This window comes from Macrococcus sp. DPC7161, assembly GCF_004117835.1.
Taxonomy (GTDB): domain Bacteria; phylum Bacillota; class Bacilli; order Staphylococcales; family Staphylococcaceae; genus SDSC01.
Map to the genome: position 1 here is coordinate 1 of NZ_SDSC01000011.1, position 21,660 is coordinate 21,660.

The 21,660-nt window shown below is 34.0% G+C and carries 23 protein-coding genes, 1 rRNA gene and 1 pseudogene; 6 read left to right on the forward strand and 19 right to left on the reverse strand.

Annotated elements, in window-relative coordinates:
• From ER639_RS11140 to ER639_RS11150, 3 genes are all read right to left on the reverse strand, one after another.
• A 16S ribosomal RNA gene (locus ER639_RS11140) occupies positions 1-203 on the reverse strand; the annotation flags it as partial.
• Between the two features lie 501 nt (positions 204-704).
• Entirely contained in the window at positions 705-1,409 is a 705-nt protein-coding gene (locus ER639_RS11145) for a KinB-signaling pathway activation protein (protein ID WP_129065834.1), read from the reverse strand.
• Positions 1,410-1,450: 41 nt separating this feature from the next.
• Positions 1,451-2,506, reverse strand: coding sequence for a P-loop NTPase (locus ER639_RS11150; protein ID WP_129065835.1), 1,056 nt, complete (start codon positions 2,504-2,506; stop codon positions 1,451-1,453).
• A gap of 148 nt (positions 2,507-2,654) precedes the next feature.
• Between ER639_RS11150 and ER639_RS11155 the strand changes: the two genes are divergently transcribed.
• Positions 2,655-4,109 (forward strand): alpha-amylase, encoded by a 1,455-nt coding sequence (locus tag ER639_RS11155; RefSeq protein WP_129065836.1) that lies wholly within the window; start codon positions 2,655-2,657, stop codon positions 4,107-4,109.
• An 8-nt stretch (positions 4,110-4,117) separates the two neighbouring features.
• Here the strand turns inward: ER639_RS11155 and ER639_RS11160 are convergent, their stop codons facing one another.
• The 10 genes and pseudogenes from ER639_RS11160 to ER639_RS11210 all read right to left on the reverse strand — a co-directional run bounded on the left by ER639_RS11160 (position 4,118) and on the right by ER639_RS11210 (position 13,266).
• Positions 4,118-4,537, reverse strand: coding sequence for a SepA family multidrug efflux transporter (locus tag ER639_RS11160; RefSeq protein ID WP_129065887.1), 420 nt, complete (start codon positions 4,535-4,537; stop codon positions 4,118-4,120).
• 111 nt (positions 4,538-4,648) lie between these two features.
• The gene (locus ER639_RS11165; RefSeq protein WP_129065837.1) at positions 4,649-5,959 is read right to left on the reverse strand and encodes an MFS transporter; all 1,311 of its coding nucleotides are present in this window, start codon (positions 5,957-5,959) and stop codon (positions 4,649-4,651) included.
• 8 nt (positions 5,960-5,967) lie between these two features.
• A complete protein-coding gene (locus ER639_RS11170) occupies positions 5,968-7,518 on the reverse strand; it encodes an amidohydrolase (RefSeq protein ID WP_129065838.1) in 1,551 nt (516 codons plus the stop codon).
• A gap of 63 nt (positions 7,519-7,581) precedes the next feature.
• A complete protein-coding gene (gene ypfJ, locus ER639_RS11175) occupies positions 7,582-8,529 on the reverse strand; it encodes a KPN_02809 family neutral zinc metallopeptidase (protein ID WP_129065839.1) in 948 nt (315 codons plus the stop codon).
• Between the two features lie 65 nt (positions 8,530-8,594).
• Entirely contained in the window at positions 8,595-9,716 is a 1,122-nt protein-coding gene (locus tag ER639_RS11180; protein ID WP_129065840.1) for an efflux RND transporter periplasmic adaptor subunit, read from the reverse strand.
• An 80-nt stretch (positions 9,717-9,796) separates the two neighbouring features.
• Positions 9,797-10,045 carry a hypothetical protein gene (locus ER639_RS11185; protein WP_129065841.1) on the reverse strand — a complete coding sequence of 83 codons (249 nt, stop codon included), beginning with the start codon at positions 10,043-10,045 and terminating at the stop codon, positions 9,797-9,799.
• Positions 10,046-10,049: 4 nt separating this feature from the next.
• The gene (locus ER639_RS11190; protein ID WP_129065842.1) at positions 10,050-11,222 is read right to left on the reverse strand and encodes a UTP--glucose-1-phosphate uridylyltransferase; all 1,173 of its coding nucleotides are present in this window, start codon (positions 11,220-11,222) and stop codon (positions 10,050-10,052) included.
• Between the two features lie 60 nt (positions 11,223-11,282).
• Entirely contained in the window at positions 11,283-11,786 is a 504-nt protein-coding gene (locus ER639_RS11195) for a metal-dependent hydrolase (RefSeq protein WP_164993437.1), read from the reverse strand.
• Positions 11,787-11,948: 162 nt separating this feature from the next.
• Positions 11,949-12,608 (reverse strand): annotated as a pseudogene (locus ER639_RS12470) (DNA alkylation repair protein).
• Between the two features lie 13 nt (positions 12,609-12,621).
• Positions 12,622-13,266 (reverse strand): hypothetical protein, encoded by a 645-nt coding sequence (locus ER639_RS11210; RefSeq protein WP_129065845.1) that lies wholly within the window; start codon positions 13,264-13,266, stop codon positions 12,622-12,624.
• A gap of 148 nt (positions 13,267-13,414) precedes the next feature.
• Here ER639_RS11210 and rarD point away from each other — a divergent pair, with 148 nt between their 5' ends.
• The 4 genes from rarD (at position 13,415) to ER639_RS11230 (ending at position 15,560) form a co-directional block, all read left to right on the forward strand.
• A complete protein-coding gene (gene rarD / locus ER639_RS11215; protein WP_255420570.1) occupies positions 13,415-14,311 on the forward strand; it encodes an EamA family transporter RarD in 897 nt (298 codons plus the stop codon).
• A 235-nt stretch (positions 14,312-14,546) separates the two neighbouring features.
• Positions 14,547-14,807, forward strand: coding sequence for a SunI/YnzG family protein (locus ER639_RS11220; RefSeq protein WP_129065846.1), 261 nt, complete (start codon positions 14,547-14,549; stop codon positions 14,805-14,807).
• A gap of 130 nt (positions 14,808-14,937) precedes the next feature.
• On the forward strand, positions 14,938-15,264 hold the full coding sequence (locus ER639_RS11225) for a heme oxygenase (RefSeq protein ID WP_129065847.1): 327 nt from the start codon (positions 14,938-14,940) through the stop codon (positions 15,262-15,264).
• Positions 15,261-15,560, forward strand: a complete 300-nt coding sequence (locus ER639_RS11230) for a hypothetical protein (protein WP_129065848.1) — start codon at positions 15,261-15,263, stop codon at positions 15,558-15,560. The genes ER639_RS11225 and ER639_RS11230 overlap by 4 nt, the downstream gene beginning before the upstream one ends.
• A gap of 455 nt (positions 15,561-16,015) precedes the next feature.
• Here the strand turns inward: ER639_RS11230 and ER639_RS11235 are convergent, their stop codons facing one another.
• Both ER639_RS11235 and ER639_RS11240 read right to left on the reverse strand, forming a co-directional pair.
• Positions 16,016-16,516 (reverse strand): GNAT family N-acetyltransferase, encoded by a 501-nt coding sequence (locus tag ER639_RS11235; RefSeq protein ID WP_129065849.1) that lies wholly within the window; start codon positions 16,514-16,516, stop codon positions 16,016-16,018.
• A gap of 81 nt (positions 16,517-16,597) precedes the next feature.
• Positions 16,598-17,233 carry a tetratricopeptide repeat protein gene (locus ER639_RS11240; RefSeq protein ID WP_129065850.1) on the reverse strand — a complete coding sequence of 212 codons (636 nt, stop codon included), beginning with the start codon at positions 17,231-17,233 and terminating at the stop codon, positions 16,598-16,600.
• 235 nt (positions 17,234-17,468) lie between these two features.
• Between ER639_RS11240 and ER639_RS11245 the strand changes: the two genes are divergently transcribed.
• A complete protein-coding gene (locus ER639_RS11245) occupies positions 17,469-18,599 on the forward strand; it encodes an MFS transporter (protein WP_129065851.1) in 1,131 nt (376 codons plus the stop codon).
• A gap of 133 nt (positions 18,600-18,732) precedes the next feature.
• Here ER639_RS11245 and ER639_RS11250 read toward each other — a convergent pair whose 3' ends face one another.
• Genes ER639_RS11250 through ER639_RS11265 form a run of 4 tightly spaced genes read right to left on the reverse strand, consistent with a single transcriptional unit; the run spans position 18,733 to position 21,659 of the window.
• The gene (locus tag ER639_RS11250) at positions 18,733-19,254 is read right to left on the reverse strand and encodes a cupin domain-containing protein (protein ID WP_129065852.1); all 522 of its coding nucleotides are present in this window, start codon (positions 19,252-19,254) and stop codon (positions 18,733-18,735) included.
• 16 nt (positions 19,255-19,270) lie between these two features.
• Positions 19,271-19,864 carry a methylthioribulose 1-phosphate dehydratase gene (mtnB, locus tag ER639_RS11255; RefSeq protein ID WP_129065853.1) on the reverse strand — a complete coding sequence of 198 codons (594 nt, stop codon included), beginning with the start codon at positions 19,862-19,864 and terminating at the stop codon, positions 19,271-19,273.
• Entirely contained in the window at positions 19,861-20,511 is a 651-nt protein-coding gene (locus tag ER639_RS11260; RefSeq protein WP_129065854.1) for an MtnX-like HAD-IB family phosphatase, read from the reverse strand. Before ER639_RS11260 ends, mtnB begins: the two co-directional genes overlap by 4 nt.
• Positions 20,496-21,659 (reverse strand): 2,3-diketo-5-methylthiopentyl-1-phosphate enolase, encoded by a 1,164-nt coding sequence (locus tag ER639_RS11265; protein WP_164993438.1) that lies wholly within the window; start codon positions 21,657-21,659, stop codon positions 20,496-20,498. The genes ER639_RS11260 and ER639_RS11265 overlap by 16 nt, the downstream gene beginning before the upstream one ends.
• Position 21,660: the final 1 nt, after the last annotated feature.

Below are 21,660 nucleotides of genomic sequence, written 5' to 3' on the forward strand. Positions count from 1 at the left end.
CCTCCATGCAGAGAAAAATATTATCCGGTATTAGCTCCGGTTTCCCGAAGTTATCCCAGTCTTATAGGTAGGTTACCCACGTGTTACTCACCCGTCCGCCGCTAACATCAAAGAGTGCAAGCACTCTCGTCCGTTCGCTCGACTTGCATGTATTAGGCACGCCGCCAGCGTTCATCCTGAGCCAGGATCAAACTCTCCATGAAAGATTGCTTGATATAAGCTCTTGATTGGTTGAGCCAATCACTCTTTGGGAGTGAACTAAGTTCACTCAAATTATTGGAATTAACGTTGACATATTGTCATTCAGTTTTCAATGTTCATTTTTTGTTGCTACAATTAACAATTTTACCAGGTTTAAAACCTTTGGTCAAGCTTTATTTTGAAGAAGTTTTACACTCTTTCGTTTCGCTTGTTGTTATCTCGTGGCTGCCTTATAAATATTACTAGCTTTGAAAGTGTTTCGCAAGTGTTACTTTTACACTTTTGAAATTCTTTTATTAAGCTCGTTTCGGCTATTTTGTTCGCGTCGTTTTGACGACTTTTATATAATATCAAGTCCCACAATTTTGGTCAATACTTTTTATTAAACTTTTTCAAGATTTTTTAAAGTTCTTTTTCAATAGTAAACACCTACACTAAAACGCACTTTATTGCATAGAAAAAACGGACAAAAAGTGACGATTCACTCTTTGTCCGCTTGTTTATTAACGTTTCTTCTTTTTCTTCGGTTTGACTGTTGTGTTCTTTCTTGCAGGTTGAGGTGCTTCTGGTTCAACCCATGTCCCTTGTCTGATCTTTCTTTGCTTTCTTTCTTCTAATGAAAATGCATTATATTTTGGTAAAGATAACAATTGAAATGCATTACATAGAAGTAATGCAAAAATTGTGCAATATAGCCAAGTTGTATCTTTAACTTTCAAAAATGGGATCAGTTCAACTGTCGTCATCACAATCATAAAAAACATTGCCGGAATAAACACTTGTTTCCCCGTTAATTTGTTTTTATAAATACTCACTGCAATACCAAAGATTAATATCAATATTGGAATCCATATAAATTTCAAAATGTCGCCATCTGCTTTACCGAAACGAATGTATCTGAAATAGACTAAATCCACCAATGCAAATAATATAATGACGACTTGGATTGGGTTCCAACCACCTTTAAATATACCTAGTCCCATTTGATGAATGAACAAGTACGCGAAAAATGCCAATTGACTAATCGATGCAATTAATAGTCCATAGCCCATGAACCATACAAGTGCAGCAAAAAATTCTCCGATTTCGCCTTTAAATAAATATACAGTTAACTTATCATAGCCAAAAATCAAACTGACCATTACTGTGACAACCAAACCTATGAGTAGTGTGATACCATAAAACTTACCTAAATTCTTTAATGTCACTTTATTCCCTCGTTATTCTATATTCTTATGTTACTTCTTTCTTACTTTTCAAGCTTACTAACGATATTTTTAGCAATACCATCATAAATTTGACCTAATTGATGTGTTGGTTGGTACACTGATGGTGCAAAATCATCTTCATTATAGTCAGGTTGTGCTAATGGTAATTGTCCTAATAATCCTGTTTTTAATTCTGTTGCTAATTTTTCACCGCCACCACGGCCGAATACATATTCTTTATTGCCTGTTTCTTTTGACTCAAAGTAAGACATGTTTTCAACGACACCTAAAATTTCATGGTCCGTATGTAACGCCATCGCACCAGCACGTGCTGCAACAAATGCCGCTGTTGGATGAGGTGTTGTTACTACAATTTCTTTACTCTTCGGTAACATAGTATGTACATCTAATGCCACGTCACCTGTTCCTGGTGGTAAGTCTAATAATAAATAATCTAATTCTCCCCACTCTACTTCTTGGAAGAAATTATTGATCATTTTTCCAAGCATCGGTCCACGCCAAATCACTGGTGTATTCTCTTCAACGAAAAATGCCATCGAGATCACTTTCACACCAAATCGTTCTACAGGTACAATCATCTCACCTTTAATTTGTGGGCGCTCAGAAATCCCCATCATATCAGGTACACTAAATCCGTAAATATCAGCATCTACCAAGCCGACTTTCTTGCCTAAACGTGCTAATGCAACGGCTAAGTTAACAGATACCGTTGATTTACCAACGCCGCCTTTACCTGAAGCAATTGCGATAAATTGTGTTTTACTGTTTGGATCTACTTTACGTTCAATTTCAGACATAGATTGTCCACGGAAAGCTTCTAATGCTGCGTCGTCTAATTGTTCAAAACGGATACCAACTGTTTTAGCACCATTATTCTTTAAAGTATCTACAATTTTCATTTGTAAATCTAATTGCTCTTGACCACCTAATTTAGCCATCGCAATCTTAACACTGATATGTTCTTTTTCTTCTTTAATAGAAACTTCTTTAACGCCACCTGTTTCCTTTAAAGGTAAGTTTACGATTGGATCTTTAATTTCTCCTAAAAGTTCAATAGCTTGTTCTTTTGTAATCACGTCAAAAACTCCTTTTATTCACATTAACTACAGTTTATCAAACAAATTCAATTTTGTAAGTGTTTTAATCTTAAGAAGTTTAAGTATATTTTGTTTCGAAAAATGAAAATTTGTATATACTAATATTATGAAACATGAGGAGGCTTATATGGAAAAGAATAAAACAATGATGCAGTACTTTGAATGGCATCTTAAAAGTGAAGATAATTTGTTCCAAAAGTTACAAGCTGAAGCAAAGAATTTAAAAGAAGCTGGCATTGATGCAATATGGATACCCCCTGCAACAAAAGCGGATCATGTAGAAAACACAGGTTATAGTGTATACGACTTATACGATTTAGGTGAGTTTGATCAAAAAGGTCAAAAACGTACGAAGTATGGAACTAAAGAAGATTTATTAAACGCAATTAACGCTTGTCATGATGCAGATATTCAAGTATATGCTGACGTTGTATTGAACCATAAAGCAGGCGGAGATGAAACTGAAGTGATGAAAGTCGTTGAAGTGGATCCAAACGATCGCACGAAAGTCATTAGTGAGCCGTTTGACATTGAAGCCTTTACTAAATTTACTTTCCCTGGGCGTAATAATCAATATTCAGATTTTAAATGGAATTTTAATTACTTTAACGGTGTCGATTATGACCACCGCACAGGAAAAACAGGAATTTATAGAATTTTGGGAGAAAATAAAGGTTGGAATGAAAATGTCGATGATGAAAAAGGCAACTTCGACTATTTAATGTTTTCAAACGTCGATTACAAACATCCTGACGTACGTGAAGAAATCATCAAATGGGGCAAATGGTTCATGGATGAAACAGGTATAGATGGGATGCGTTTAGATGCGGTTAAACATATTGAAAGTTATTTTATTAGAGATTTTACAAAAGCAATGTATGACCATAAACAAGCACCATTTTATTTTGTTGGGGAGTTTTGGAATCCTGATTTACAAACAAATGAAAGTTTCTTAGATGATGCGGATTATAATTTAGATTTATTTGATGTGCAGTTACACTTTAATTTGATGAGTGCTTCTGAACAAGGGGAAGCATATGATTTACGTACGATATTCGATGGCACCTTAGTAAAAAACGAAAAAATGAACGCCGTAACTTTTGTTGATAACCATGATTCTCAACCTGGAGAAGCACTTTCTAGTTTCGTGAAAGATTGGTTCAAACAGAGCGCTTATGCATTAATCTTATTAAGAAAAGATGGTTATCCTTGCGTATTTTACGGTGACTATTATGGTATTCCTCATAGTAATGTAGCTTCATTTAAGGATGCAATCAATCCATTATTATACGTCCGAAAAAACAAAGCTTACGGCGACCAAGATGATTATTTAGATGATCCACAAACAATTGGATTTGTTCGTCGCGGTGTTCAAGAAATTGAACAATCAGGTTGTGCAGTCATTATTAACTCAGCTCAAGAAGAAGCAGAAAAACAAATGCATGTTGGCGTTGAACGTGCTGGTCAAATCTTTATTGACTACACAAATACAAGAAAAGATGAAATCGTTATTGATGAAGAAGGTAATGGTGTATTTAAAGTAAATCCAGGAAGTGTATCGGTTTATTGTCAAAAAGACTAAGGGAATCCTTAGTCTTTTCTATTTAAGTCTTCACTTTCTGGATAGAAGAGTTCAGTGAGTAAGTATAAAAAGGCAATAATAAAATAGATAACAAAAAAATTAATGTGAATATACTGGTAGTTGATTTGTACACATAGATAAAAAATAATAGTTGATACCGTTACAGTAAGTATGTGAAAATACCATCCTTGAAAATACTTATTGTCTGAAAAACGCATTTTCAGTTCATCAAATACATATTCAATCGCAATTAAAAGAAAGTACCCTGTACCAATATACGAACCATAATAAATCAAATTATCCATAAAACTTTGATTGTATGTGAATTCAGCTAGTCTAAAATAAATCAATATTCTACTTAGACCGTACATGCCAAAGCAAAGTAATATCAAAAATATTAGTCCAGAAACAATAAAAACACTGGTCATAAATAATAGGACGCCTAATCCTTTATTAAAATTAAACTTCACTATTACTCACCCCCTGTGTTTTTAAATATTTTCTCATGTTTTTTATCGTAGTGGCAACTTGTATTACACTTATTGCTTTACTACTTCTATATTGATTTTACTAAATTGATATAAAGCAATCAGTAATAATGCAATGATCATCATTACCATCATATTATTATCAATCCCTTTAAATACACCACTGTAATACACTGCACTCATCACAACTGAACCGGTTGTTGACCCAATAAATTTCAGTAAACTATATGTACTCATCATACTCCCCAGTTCTCTTGGAGAAGCACTTTCTTGAATGGTTACGATATTCTTTGTAAATACAATACCAAAGCTTAATCCTAGAAATATTGATGCTAACGAAACCATGATACTAGCATCTTTAATCCATATGATGAGCGATGCAATAAACATCGATACAAAACTGATTTGATATACTCGTTTAACTGACAATTTGCTTTCTAAATGTTTTAAGACAAATGTAGACGTTAACCAAAATATTGAAATTGGAAATGTTGTTAAACCGCTCATTAATGGTGACAAACCTTTTTCTACTTGTAAGTATATTGGTAAGAAAATATTAGTACCCATTAAAATTAAGGCATAAATTAAATCCGTTGTCATTACCAATCCTATGCGTTTTGTAAATGAACGTACAGGAATAAATGGATGTGCTTGTGCTTTTTCAAATCGAATAAACATCACAAGTACGGCAATTGCGATAATGAATGAGAGTGCATTAATCACTGTGCCTTTATTTAACAACGCAAACATGATGAATGCTAAAAAGACATAGAACAATAGTAATCCTTTAATATCAAGATTGACTTTCTCAGTTTCCGTTTCAAATTGGAAATAACGTAACACTAAAAATATTGCAAGAAATGCAAGTGGTACATTGATATGAAATAGGAAACTCCAATTTAAATATGTCAGTATAAAACCACCTAATAATGGGCCGACGATACTAGAAATTCCCCAAACACTACCTACCATTCCCATCACTTTATAGCGATAAGGTATTGGAAAAGCAATTTTAGGAATGATATTCCCCATCGTCATCATTATTCCTGCACCAATCCCTTGAATGAACCTAGAGATAATGAGCATCAAAAATGTAAATGAAGCACCTGACAACATACTTCCAATAATGAAGATGATCACACCTGTTATCATTGCCCATTTAGCACCGATGCGCTTCATGATTTCACCAACAAGTGGTGTTGTGATTACAATCGCTAACATATATACCGTAAATATATGAGCTAAAGATTGCTGAACACCTAAGTCTTTCCCAATTGCAGGTGTAGCAAGTGAAATAATAGATGTTTCTATCGCACTCATAAACATAATAATGATTAACGCACTTATTAAACCTTTTTTCATATAAACTCCTAACTTTGATATACGATTTTACCATCGACTACAGTCATTGCAACCTCTATCGTATGCAATAAATGTCGCTCAACTTGAAAAGGGTCTTGCTTTAATATTGTAAAGTCTGCCATTTTCCCTTTTGTTATTGTACCAAATGAATCACTTCTATTTGCAACTTTAGCCGCTTCTACCGTATACAATCGTATTGCTTCTTCCACAGTTAAAGCTTCCACTATATTGTACCCATCACTTGAATCATTTGGGGCCTTTCTATTTACAGCTGCATCAATACCCGTCATTGGACGATAATCTTCTATCGGGCTATCGCTCCCACCCCCACAAACAATGTGATGTTCTAATAATGTTTTCCACGGATAACTGAAGCGTATACGTTCATGACCTACACGATCGATCGCAAACGGAAAATCAGATGCCACAAATGAAGGTTGAATATCACAAATGACAGGTAACTTACTGATACGCTTAATTAATGTTTCGTTTAAGAAACTACAATGGATTAAGCGGTCTCGACCTTTTTTCGGTGGATACTTTTCAATTGCATTCAACACCAGTTCACAACCATAATCACCAATCATATGAACAGCAACATTGGTATCTAAGGCCCTTGCTTTTTTAACGAGCGCTTCTAATTCTTCAACCGTGTAAAGTTGTAGTCCAGATGTCGATGGATCATCATTGTATGGCTCATAAAACAAAGCAGTTCTACCACCTAGCGCACCATCAATATAAAACTTCATGGCATCTTCGTATAAAAAGTCATTATAATAATCTTTTGTATTTGAAATCACTGTTTCAATTACATCGGTATGTCTTAATATATTAATGCGCATTGGCAAATCTTTAATCACATTTTTGTAACTCTTTAATACAGCTAACGGATTATTATAATAGGCTAAATCTTCAGTATGTACACCGGTTAATCCAGCTTCATGCATTTTTTGAATACCATAGTTTACATATTGGGTTAATGACGTTTCTGTTTCATTTAAGGATTGTAATACAATCTCTTCCATTGCTAAATCATGGACCCATCCATTTAATTTCCCGTCCGTACGTTCATAATGCCCGCCTGGCATATCTTCAACATCTTCTGAAATATTCATCGCTTCAAACACTGAAGAATTCACAACCGCTGCATGTCTACAAACACGTTTTACAATTACTTTTTTATGCGTGATTTCATCAAGTTCTGATCTTGAAATTTTATATCCATTCAGTTGGTTATCATTATAACCTTCGCACACGATATAACCATCTTCCGGTGCATCTATCGCTGCTTGCTTAATTTTTTGTTTAATAACCTCGATATCTGTATCATCATTTAAGCGCACACCTAGCAACGCTTTACCTGTACCCACTAAATGAATATGTGTATCTACAAATCCTGGGAACATTGCACAACCTTTTAAATCTATCCACTCTGCATTTTTATATTGATTATGGTCTATCGTTTCTAATACATCTATAATCTTATTCCCCTCAACAACAACCGCCTTTGCAGCATGTTGATCCATTGTATGTATCGGTCCATTATAAAATACTTTCATATCGCACCTCCGTTATTAATCGTATTGTACATACAAAAAAAGATAGAGGCAACTGCCTCCATCTTAAAAATCTAATCCTAAAGCTTTAAATGTATTTCCTTGGCTTAAATCGCCAGCTTCATATCCTTTTTTAAACCATTCCATACGCTGTGCACTACTACCATGCGTAAATGTATCTGGGTTCGCTCTTCCTAATGCTTGCTCTTGTAATGTATCATCACCGACAGCGTGACTTGCTTGGATTGCTTCTTCTAAGTCACCTTCATCGGTATAACCCATCTCTTTCGCATGATGTGCATAAACACCCGCTAAATAATCCGCTTGCAACTCAACTGCTACAGAATACTTATTGTATTCTTTCTCAGATAACTGGTTACGTAAGCGATGGAATTTGTTTAAAATCCCTAATTCATTTTGTACGTGATGCCCTACTTCATGCGCAATCACATAAGCGAATGCGAAATCCCCAGGTGCATTGTACTTTTTGTCTAATTCATCCATAAATGATAAATCGATATATACTTTTTGATCCGTTGGACAATAGAAAGGTCCCATACGTTTATCAGCTGTACCACATCCTGAAGGATATGAATCTGAATATAATAATAATTTTGGTTCTGTATATTTCATATTTTCTTTTTCAAAGATTTTATGCCAAACATCCTCTGTATCCTTTAAAACAACTGAAGCAAATTGACCTCTTTCGTCTAATTTTTTCTCAGTGTCTTTTGAGTCTACATTTTCCGTCTTCACATTTGCATTTGTAATACCATCATCTTGATTTGATGTTGAGTTTGAACTTGGTGATTGCTGCGTTTGTTGACCACCTGTCATAATATCAATGACATCATTTGGATTTCCCCCCATCAACATCACAACAATAACAATGATAATACCTAAACAACCGATACCGCCACCACCAGCTGCAACACGTCGTGAGCTGAAGCCACCACCTGAACTTCCTCTTGCATCTTCTACGTTCGAACTCCCAGATCTATCCTGCCATCTCATATGTTAACCTCCCGTTTAAGCCATATTAATATGTTCATACCCCATTTTCAGAGATTTAACACAATTTAATGATATGCACGAATGCTGTCTACAACACTTAATCCTTTAGTGATTAAATAGCGTCCTGACTGCACTTTTTCCACAGTCACTTCTTCTTCATTCGTTTCTTTGCCATATATTTTTTGTACAAAATATTTTTTCTCAGGCTTTGGTAATTTTTTACCTTGTTTGTCTTTTGTATAGCGTTTTTCGTTGACATATTGTTTTGGTAACCAGATGTGATTCTTATAAGATGGATATATTTTCATATTAAACGTTTCACCATCTAATAAGTCTTCTGTCTTATCAAAAGTACCTTCAATGTCATATAAATGTTGAACTTGCTTAGGCTTTTGAATCTGTAAATCGCCACGTTCTAAATTCGAAAGTGCCACATGACTCACTTGAATTAATTGACCTTTAACATTCTTGTCTATTCGCTTTATATTACCGTCAAACTTTAATTGAGGTTCTAAAAACGGCACCTGTTCGTCTGTTGCATGTGCTTTAACAATAAAGTTGTCATTACTAATGACAATAATGGGTTTCAATTGTTCATTGCTCGTGTATGCATGCAATTGCTCTTCATCAATTTTAGCAACCACACCATCCGTATCAGCAGTAATTGTTAAGTTTTCCGTTTTCTTAGCAATAGCTTGTTGCTTTTCTTCCAATATCGAGATATTATTTTCAGCTTTCGTCAATTCCGAATCCAACCAATTCAACTGGCCTTCAATTTCTGTACGTTTATTCTCTGAAGCTGATTGTTGCATTGTTTCATAAGATTGAATTTGTCCTTCAATTTGTTCTTTCTCAATACGCTTATTATCTAATTCTAAACTCACAGACTTTTCATCAGACGTTAATATATCATCGACATATGTATATAATGGGTCGCCTTTAGAAACATGGTCACCCACTTTTACATGTAAAGATACAGGCTTCTTTTGGTTGCCTTTTAAATAATAGAACCCTAAATTTTGTTTAACAGTTCCTTTTACTTTCACAATATCTTGCTTTAAATAATCATCTATTGAAATAGTATGGCTTTTTTCATATGACTTTAAAAATATATAAGCGCCACCGATAATTAAGGCACCTATTGCAATGATCCCAATGAGACCATATTTAAACCACTTATTTTTCATACACTACCTCACGTTTTTTATCATTTATTGTAACAATATTGTATGATGTTCTAATGAATCATGTGTAAATTTTTTGTAAATCACTTTAGTATTCGGTCGTCATCTGATTTAATGTGTGCATTAAAGTTTTTCATGTTTTGACGTTTTTCAAAACGATAAAAACGAATCATCAATAAAGTTATGATGATTGCTGTGATTAAAGAGATAAACCCCATAAAAGTCAATTCTCCTTGACCGTCACCAAAAATAAAATAATAACTAAACCACACGTTGACTAAAATTAATAAACTCATCATCAAATATGCATATAATGATTTTACTTTTACCATACAATCACCCTTTAATGATGTTATTGTCAATCAATGATTGTCTCGCTGTTTCAATGCTATCTTTTCCTACTTTATTCTTTAATGGGCTGAATTCACTTGCGCGGTCCACTTGAAGTGTTGCAAATGTATTCGCATATTTAAAGATATCAAAATAGAACTTCTCAAACTTTAATGTTGGCTGTTTCACCACATTTAAAGATGCATCTAATTGCTCTAAGTTTTTAATTGCTAAATGATAAGGCATCTCTTTTTTTGCTGCATCCATCAAGAATGAAAGCTTAAAAATATGAATGCCAATATTTGCATTGCGATATGTATTTTCATGACCTGTTGGCAACTCTGTATATTCAATGACTTGTTTCTTACCATCAACTTCAACAACACGTCCGACACTCTCATCATCTTTAGCGCGGATTGTTTTTGTTGTTACATCCGCTTGTGATTCAACGGCTAAGCCACATAATACAGGATCTAATACTTTCACCAACACATTATCAATGTTATTTAAATAAATATACTCAACACCAATTGACTGAAGCATTGTGTAAATTGCTTCGTCTGACATTGCTTCAAAAATACCACCATTACCGTTCGGTGCTTTTAAGATGCTGTAGTCTTTATTAATTAACAAATCACCTGATTCACTTAAAGATACAATATTCGGTTGTTTAAAGAACGTAACTTTTTCACGTGGGACATTAAAATAATTGTTCGCTTCAAAACATGCTAATGTTTCTTCATGGTTAATATCACTTGTCATAATGATCCATGGAATTTCAACATCTAATTGGTGATTTAATGCAATAATTTGGCGTGCTTGTAATTCAAATATCGTGATACCATCAAAATCAAATGTACCTTTTGGTCCTGGATGTTCTAAACGTGTGCCTTGTCCACCCGCCATTAATACAGCAGCAAACTTACCAGATTTAATTGCTTCTAAACCAAGTTGTTCAAGTTTTTGAACTTCAGCTATCTCCATTGCTGTTTTATCATGTGTATGAATATCTTTAATTTCTCCCATCGGTAAAGCAACATCACGTTTAACATATACTTCTTCGTATAATTTATTGATTGCTTTTAAGTCTAATAATTGATATTCAGATTGGATTAAAGTTTTTGTTGTTTCAGGTAATTGTTCAATTAAATTTAAAAATGCCGATTTATTATTTTCCATAAATACCTCTCTTAATATATGATACAACCTATTTTATCGTAAATTTGCTTGCATTAACACTTATTTTAGCCAGTTCATGATGCGATGAAACATTTCTTGATAAAAAATATACATCGTTAAAATTGAGAACGTCGTCGCTAACGAAATATCTATAATGCCACCCGTTTTAAAGTGCAATGGCCATCTTATTTTCTTTTCAATCGGATAAAACAGTGTTACCCCTTGAGGCGTCAGCATATCCAAAACCAAATGACTTATCATCCCAATATTAAATGCGATGATAAATGGTATATTCACATGTGCTAAATATAATAGTACGCTTGTTAAACATAAAAATAATATTGAATGTGTTAAAGTACGATGCCCAAATAAAAGTCTTACAAACCAACTGATTGGCCAAATCAGTTTTCCGGCCTTACTTTTATGATGACAAATATCCGGTACTAAAGATGCGACTGCTGTTGTACCGACAATACCTGCAAAAGTACTTAAGTCATGTGCTGTTTGCATGCCATACGTTGTCCCTAAAAGGATACCAAAGGCAAAGTGTGTTTTTCCTGTCATGTTCATACCTCGTTCATATTTGAACTTTTTGTGAAAAACATCACAAAAAGATTGATATAATTTTCACATGCTTTATAATAACATTATAAGTCATTGATATAGTAATAGAAATGAAATAACCCCTTTATTTCACCCTTCTAATGAAAAAATGCGCAGCCTAAGCTACGCATTTTTATTTTTGATCCATTTTAAAGCTTCTTTATGTGAGAGATTGCTTAATTGATAATTTTCTACAAAATCTTTAACGAATATTGCATTCGTTTTTGAGTATTCTCTTAATACCCAACCGATTGCTTTTCTTATAAAGAACGCTTGTTCATCCTTTAACAAAACAATCATTTCCGTAAGTAACGCTTCATTCATTTGAGTTTTGTATTTGAGTTGATGCAAAAGTCCTGCACGACGTAACCACATATCATCCGATTGCACCTATTTTAACATCACAGATTCACACGCTCGATCACGCAATACAATTTGTCCAACAATATTTGGACTTATCGTATCAATAGAATCCCACCAACTATTTGTTTGGATTAATTGCTGTAAATACGGTAAGTCAGATGCATCAAACATTTTTTCATATCGATTCAATAACATCATCGCAAAATAATGGTACTCCCTAAATGGTGCTTCAAATAATCGCGATACTAATGCTTTTATATGTGTTTTATCTTCAATAGCATATGTTTTAACCAATTGCTTAAAGATTGGTGCTGTTTCTGTTTTTTTTATGCCTAAAAACGAAAACTGATTTTTCATATAGCGTTCCATTTGAACACGATTGTTTTCATTTTTCAAAGGCTCATAATGTGATTGAATCACTTCAAACGTCAATTTATTCAACCGTTGTCATCTCTTTTACATTTTGTGTACTTTCTTCAGTTGTTTGTTCGTCTGTTTTTGTTTCATCAGTGACTTCTTCAGTAGATGGTTTTGTCGGTTTAGATGGCTTTTTCACTTCAGATTCTGTTGTTTTTGGTTCTGATTGCTTCGTACATTTACCACTTTGACATAAATAACCTTCACTCGTTAAATTATTCCATGCTCTTGAATATTCTTTAGTATCAGCAATTGACGCACATTTTGTACCAGTGATTAAACATTGTCTTGCCTCATTATAAATACTTGAATCAAAGTCTTGTGCTGGTTTTGTTTGTGTTGTTGCTTCATTCACAGTAACCGTAACACTTTGATCTGTTTTAGGCTGTTCATTGCTATTTGAATGTGATGAAGATTTAGAATTTGTGTTGTGCTCCGAAGATGCTTTTTCTGTCCTCTTTTCTTTTTTCGCTGTTTCTTTTTTTACTTTTGTTTGCTTTTCTTTATCCTTGTTAGAAGTTTGCTTTTCATTTTTGTCGACTTTATCTACTTGTTTTTCATTTTTTGTATCATTTTGTTTTTCATGCTCACTTGATGTATCACTACTACACCCTGTTAAAACTAAGCACCATAACAATACAATGACCATTAATTTTTTCATTTTTTCGCTCCTTTATAGCGATTCGCTATCTTTACATTATACCCATTTTTCATAAAAAGGGAATACCTACTCTACTTAAGCAAAGTTCAAGAACACCTTTATTTTATTGTTTATAATAAAGCATATCAACTTTTAAGGAGGTTATGTTGTGTCAGAAGAGAAAAAAGGAATACTTTATACAGCAGCTGCATATTTTATGTGGGGCGTTCTGCCTATGTATTGGAAGCTTGTTCAAGACTTTAATCCTTATGAAAGTTTATTCCATCGTATTATTTGGTCATTTGTGTTTGTAATATTGCTCGTTGCGGTTACTAACAAAGTAACACACTTTAAAAATGCATGGCGTTATTTAATGTCACATCCTAAAGAAAGCCTCTTGCTAACACTTGCAAGTATTGTCATCACATTTAACTGGGGGCTTTTTATCTATGCCGTTCACTCAGGGCATGTCTTACAAGCAAGTCTTGGTTATTATATCAATCCTTTAATGAGTATAGCTTTAGGATTTTTAGTTTTAAAAGAGCGCTTCAATAAACTTGAAACATTCGCGATTTTCCTAGTTGCAGTAGGTGTCTTTTATATGACATTTTCTATCGGCGATTTCCCTGTAATTTCATTTCTGCTTGCTTTAAGCTTTGCATTATACGGACTGATAAAAAAGTTCGTACATCTAGATGCATTAATGAGTATATTATTTGAAACAATGATTACTTTACCATTTGCTTTACTTGCGATATTTTATATGACCAGTCAGCACCAAACACATTTTCTTCACGCGAATGATAGTTACATCCTATTATTATCAGGTATCATCACAGCAGTCCCTTTAATTTGTTTTTCTGCTGGGGCTAAGCGCATTTCGTTGTCTATTATCGGGTTATTACAATATATCGGACCAACATTAATGTTGTTACAAGGGATATTTTTATATCATGAACCATTCTCTACGACACACTTGATCACATTTTTATGCATTTGGATAGGTTTGATTGCATTCAGTTACAGCAAAGTCACACAATTTAGAAAAATGCGAAATTTGAAGTGATTTTTTCAATTTTATTCAAAAACAATCAAAAACAATCAAAAAATCATTGCGCAAATAATCACGATTAAATCAATGGTTTAAGCATCACTTTGAACGATATTAGAAACAAAATACTTCAAAAACATTCATAAAAAATTAATATCATTTATTTTCATCCAAAACGCCTAGAATGTTTGTTTTCTTAAAAAAATAGGAGTATATTGTGACTATAAAATGATTAAGGATGTGTTGAACAATGGCAATGAGAATTACGAAAAACGACAAAGAGGTAAACATCAAGTGGCGCGTAGCTGATATCACTATTCCAAACGAAGATATCATCAGTGTTAAAGAAGATACAAACATTTATGCAGCATCTAACGAAGGTGATGACAAAGTCGTACGTATCGGTTCAACTTTCGGTAAAACAAACCGTGTTTTATTAGAAACAAAAGACAAAAACTACATCATTTACACACATAACGACAAAAAAGTAATCAACGAATTATCTAAATAATGAATTGATAGACACTCATTCAATTGAGTGTCTTTTTTTTGTAAATTTCAATACGTAATAAATGCCAAATGAACATGACTTCTATATAATGAATTCAAATAAGCATCACATAACAGAAAGGAAGAGATGTATGTATATCGTTACAAACCGTATTAAAATGAAAAAAGGTTATGCAGAAAAAATGGCACCAATGTTTACACAAGGTGGTGCGATTGAGTCTTTAAAAGGATTCATTAAAATTGAAACATGGTCAGTTGAAGGACTAGAAGATGTGGATCAATTGTATGTGAATACTTGGTGGGAAACATTAGATGATTTTGAAGCATGGAAAACAAGCGATGCATTTAAACAAGCACATGCACGTGGTACTGCACGTAAAGAAGCTGGAGAATCACCAATGTTAGGTTCTGAATTGGTCATCCAAAAACTTCAAACACATGTTGGCAAACAAATATGATTAAAGTCGTCTTTACTTATGAAACACATGTTAATGATTTAGACGAACTGTTCCAAAAATTTAAAGCATCTGGTGCATCAGAATTTAATTCTGATGTAAATAATGAAGGTATTCAAATGTTTAAAAAAGTAGATGGAGATATGGTTACCATTGTATTAGATATTTATTATCGCTCTGTTGAAGACTATGAAGCAAGAACAGCATTCGAGAGAAGCCAGGCAAAATGGAATGAAATTTGGTTTAGTGATGCTATCAAGCATACATTGAAATCTGTAGAAGTATTTGAATGTTTATAACAATAAAGACTGAGACACGAGCACTATAATAAATCATTATTCTATGGCGATATTTACTATTTATCGCTTTACTTTGTATGTTTCTAGGCAGTCTAGGATATATCTATGGCGATATTTGCAATTTATCGCTTTACTTTGTATGTTTCTATGCAGTCTAGGATATATCTGTGGCGATATTTACAATTTATCGCTTTACTTTGTATGTTTCTGTGCAGTCTAGGATGTATCTATGGCGATATTTGCAATTTATCGCTTTACTTTGTCTGTTTCTATGCAGTCTATGATGTATCTATGGCGATATTTACAATTTATCGCTTTACTTTGTATGTTTCTGTGCAGTCTATGATGTATCTATGGCGATATTTGCAATTTATCGCTTTACTTTGCACAACTGTATCAACAGCTATTCTAGTGAATTTAAAAAGGCTGAGACACGTTTGTCTCAGCCTTTATTTTTATTTAATTTCTTTAAAATATAAATGCTTATCTGGAATATTTGGATGTAAATGAAGATTTGCTTTCATTAATGTCCAATCTGTTTTATAGTAATAAGCATTTGCAGCGACATTATGTACATCACTTGTTAAATAATATTTACCTTTAGGTAATGCATTAATTAATTGTGTACCGATACCAGATTGACGACTTTCTTTGTCTACTGCTAAAGATAAAATTTCAAATGCACCGTCTAATTGTTCACTTTGTTTTTCATCGATACAGTGATCAATCAATTGACGATAAAATTGACTACGTTCTGTTTGATAACCATATAAGTACCCATGTACAGCCCCATTTGTTTCTGCAACGAAACATCTAAATCCAGGTACTTCTGAATATTGCATAATGCTTTCGCGCATTTGTTTCATAGATCTGCGGTCATTAAAACTTGATAAATGAATATACGCGATACGATCGATAACTTCTGATAAACCTTCTTTGCTTACTTCTCTAATCATAAGATCAGCCCCTTCTATGGCGATGCAATCGCTTTCTTACTTTCATTATGCACAATTTTTCACAATTAATCAATTGAATGTTTATTCAAAAATAACGGATTCTAACATTTCAATCTCTTCAATACCTCGATACTCTTCTACAGATTTAAAATGTGATTTTGCCTCGTTAAAATACGCCTTCGCTTTCTCCATCTCTTCATGAACGGCACTTAATTCACCTAATGCACGATAGCTGCAACCAATCGTCATATCGTCTCTTGACTGTTTGGCATAAGTTAAAGACTGTTCCAATAAAGATGTTGCTTCTTCATATTTACCAAGTAACATGTGATTGTAGCCAACTTCATATAAGTTCACAGCTTGAAGCATTGGTTCATCTTTAAAATGTTCATCAATGATTTTACGTTCAGCTTCAAAATACTCAAGCGCTTTGTCATACTCACTATCTAAACGCTCAAGCATACCTAATTGATGGTATGCCACATGCTTATCGCTAGGATTTTTTGCATTTGATAATAATGTTTGATAAACACTTCGCGCCTCGTCCATTTGATCATTGGCACTTAAAGCATAGCCATAACTTAATAAAAACTGATCATACAATGGATCGCCTTGTTTTATTTCTGTTTCTATCGATTTAAAAGCTTTAATAGATTCCCCTATTTCACCTTGATCAAATAAATCAAAAGCCGCTTCTATTGTTTCTTTATTTACCAAAGATTACTCACTCCCTATTTTTCTTCGTGATTTTCATAAAGCTTCTTGCTTGCAATTGCTGCAAAAATGTCTGCAATAATTGATAATAATGCTGTCATGTTTATCCCTACTTTTATTTTACTGTTTTTTTCTGAATGTTTCACTTTATCTTATTTCTTATAATATTTTATTTTTTCATGTACAATATGATAAAAATTGCTATAATCATAAAGCACTATTTTTTAAGGAGGTCAAAATGTCTTACTTTAGACTATTTACATTTATTTTAAGTATCTTTGTCGTTGGCATGGTGGAATTGGTTGTAGCGGGTATATTAACGTTAATTGCTAAAGACTTACACATCTCTAATGCATTAGCAGGACAACTTGTAACACTTTATGCATTTACATTTGCAGTTTGTGGACCACTTCTTGTAAAACTAACTGAAAAATACAATGCTAAAAATGTGTTACTCATTACGATGGTTATTTTTATCATTGGGAACGCATTAAATGCAGCTGGAACAACTTTCTTTATCATCGTGTTAGGAAGAATCATCGCTTCTGCAGCCGCATCATTAATCGTGGTTAAGATATTAGCACTTACTGTTGTGCTAAGTCAGCCTGAGGTAAGAGGAAAAATGCTCGGCTTAGTTTACATCGGTTTTAGTGGTGCGAATGTATTCGGTGTACCAATTGGTACATGGCTAGGAGAATTATTTGGTTGGCGTGCAACATTTTGGTTAATCGTTGCGGTAAGTGTCTTTGCAACATTGTTATTAATGTTACAACTCCCTAAAAATATTCAAACAAGCACTGAAGAAGATAAAACAAGCGAGTTGTTATATCCTAAAGAAGCTATTAAGTATATCAGTATTACATTCCTATTATTATCAGCGAATGCTGCTGTATTTACTTACATCAGTCCAATCATGATGGAGCATGGATATACATTAGAACAAGTATCTGTTGCGTTATTCGTAGCGGGAATCGGTAGTATGACTGGCACAAGTTTTGGTGGTTCAATGACAGATAAATTAGGTAGTAAACGTTGGTTGCTTATTGCAATCACAACATTTACAATTGTGCTACTTATATTTAACTTTGTATTACCAGCATTTTTAGTATTGCTTATGGTCATTCTAATTTGGAATTTATCTGAATGGAGTACAAACCCAGCAGTACAAATGGGGATTATTAAACAAGTTAAAGGAGACACAAGTGGCATCATGGCATGGAACATGTCTGCGTTAAATGCCGGCATCGGTTTCGGTGCCATGCTTGGTGGCTTTATGATTGCACAAGGATTCCATGCAACAACCACAACTTATCTTGCCGCTGGATTATCATTTGTTTGTATTTTAATTGCGCTGAGTATTAAGCGATAAGTTGAATCAATTAAAATGTGGGTGGCTAGTATTTTATGAATACTAGCCACCCACATCTATTTTATCCCTATTTTATGCCTGAGTAGCTAGTATTTCATGTATACTAGCCAGTCGTGTCTATCATAAGGACTATTTATACTGCTTCATAAACAGGAACCCAACCTGCTTCGTCTACAAAGATACGTACTGCTACGACTTTACGGTTAGATGATAGTGTAAAGTAATGGCGAACGTTTGGTGGTACTGAGATTAGATCTCCTGGGCTTAAGTGTACTTCGAAATATTCGCCTTCTTTACTTTGAATGACAAATACACCATTACCACTTACGATAAATCTTACTTCATCATCTGTATGATGGTGTTCTCTTTGGAAATTCTCGAGCAATGTCTCAATATTCGGTGTTGTTTCTGACAAACTGATCACATCGCTTGCTTTATATCCTCTACGCTCACTAATTGCTTGGATTTCTTGTTCGAATGTTTTTAAAATTTCTTCTTTGTTTTCATCAGTTAAAGCATAATTTTCTACTAAATGATTTGGTAATTTCGATGTATCCCAATGTTCATAAATGACTTCATTCTCATCTAAAATTGCTCTGATTTCTTTTTCACTTTCAATTTTTTCTTTTGTATGTTGCCAAACTAAATATGCCATAATATCTTCCCCTTTATTATTTTTTTAATTGCTTTATTTTTAATGTGTATTCACATAAAAATTCAAATGCTTCAAATAACTTTAATGCCTCTTCTTTCGTTTTTCCCCACACGTTCACTCCGTGATTACGAATGAGTACTACACCATAATCTTGATGTACATGTTCTGCAAATAGTTCTGCTAAATGCTGAACGTCACTTGGATTTTCAATAATAGGTACAACGAGTTGATCATCTTCTTGCCATAAACCAAACGCTTTAATGAGCTCTTGATTTTGAAAGACAACTTTTCCCTCATCGCCATACAACTCAGAAATCAGATTATTATTCACCGTATGGATATGAATGGATACATTTGCTGCTGTTTGATTGAATACTTTCACATGTAAACACGTTTCTAATGATGGTTTTAGTGAAGATGTTTTCAGTGGCTGGCCTAATACATCTACAGCTACAAAGCTATTTCCATTAGTGATGTATTTATCAACACCGCTAGTGGTAACGAACAATGTCTCTCCATTTCTAATTCCTAAGTTCCCACTTGTCCCTGGGAACAAGCCTTTTGCTGCTAAACGCTCTTTCACAATTGTAATTTCTTCTAATGCGCTCAATGTATCACCACACTTTCAAGTTGTTTCGCAATATCATAAAATGTTTCAAAGTGATAATGCTCAATTTGTTGTTCTTTTGCGTAATTCGTTAATTTATCTGTTGAAAATAAAATATCACTCTCATTTGCTAAAGCGATATCTGTAATGCTATCACCAATTGCAACCACTTGATGGTTGCCTAACGTTCTTACAATAGAGGGTTTGCATGTACCACAAGCTTGTTGTTTACATATTTCATCACATGGATGCGTCCATATGACTTTCATTTTTTCATGTGAAACATCAATTTCATTAGCATAAACACCATCAATGCCTTTAAATTGTGCTAACACTGGATCGATAAAGAAATGCATACCGCCACTAATAATATAAAATGGAATACTTAACCTTTTGGCTTCATCTAATAACGTTTGAAAGCCAGGTCTCAGTTCAATGGATGCTTTCACATATTGGATGATTGCAGGTTGTAAACTTGAATCTAATAAAGCAAACAGTTGAGTCACGCCTGCTTTTATTGAAAGTTCCTTATTTAAAATACGCTCTACAATGGGCATTCCTTCTGTAGGAGCAAACTGTTTAATGATGGATACGATAGTATCACGACTTGTCACTGTGCCATCAAAATCACATGCTATGATGTACCCCATAATTTCACCGCTTCCTCATAGGCTTGACCACCACTACGCCCATAGTAAACTTCTATTGCTTCTAAAAATGCGCGTCCCCCAGCGACTGTTCCTCGGGGATGTCCGTGCACACCACCACCTGCATTAATGACGATATCCTTGCCAAAATCATCGATGAGTTGAGCTACTAATCCTGGGTGAATCCCTGCTGACGGTACTGGTAAGCTTTTTTTATATGGCTGTTCTTCTAATGCATATTGCACGATTCGATTTGCATCTTCAGTTGATAACGGTACAGAACCATAAGGTGCAGGAAATAATATTAAATCTGCACCAGCTAACCTTGTCAATTTCGAAAGTAACAAACCATAATCGAGACCATAATCATCACTACCACAAAGTGCACCACTGAGTGCAGGGTGTGCTAATATTGGTATGCCCAAATCAAGTTCTCTTAGTCCTTTGAGTGCATCTAGACCATATGCATGTACATTGAATAAAAGTGCGTTTGCTCCTAATTTTTGAGCAGTGATTGCTTTTTCTTTTAACGAAAATACTGGCCCTGATAAATTCACTGCGTACAATACATTTCTGCCTGTTTCTTCTTTCACTTGTTCGAGTATTTTCTTTCCTTCTTGAATGCGTGTTTCAAAAGGTAATTCAGGTACGTCATATAAAATTTCATCATCTTTAATGATGTCTACACTTAAAGCTTGTTCATAAAGTTGGGACTTAAAGAACGCAACATCTCGACCAATAATTCCTTTAAATATACTCATCACTAATGGTCGTTCATATACTTTTAATACATCTCTTATACCTCCAATACCAAATGCAGGTCCTTTAAAATGTTTAACATAGTCTTGGTGCAGTTCTAAATCTAATAATTTAACTTTACCGTCAAGCGACAGCTTGCCAAAAACCGTTGTTAATATTGATGAAAAATCCTTCGTGACATTATGTTCTGGATATGCGATTTTTATGCGATGCTCATTTTCACCAATTTCTACTGCTTCCACGACACTTCCTTTATACTTTTTGAGATGTGCTTGATCTTCTAATGTTAAATCAGTCCAACTCCCCACTGTGAGTCCTATCGCAATTTTATTAGCCAATGTTTGACTGTCGCCTTGCTTTTTTATGTGATATGTTGCGATGATTTCAGACACA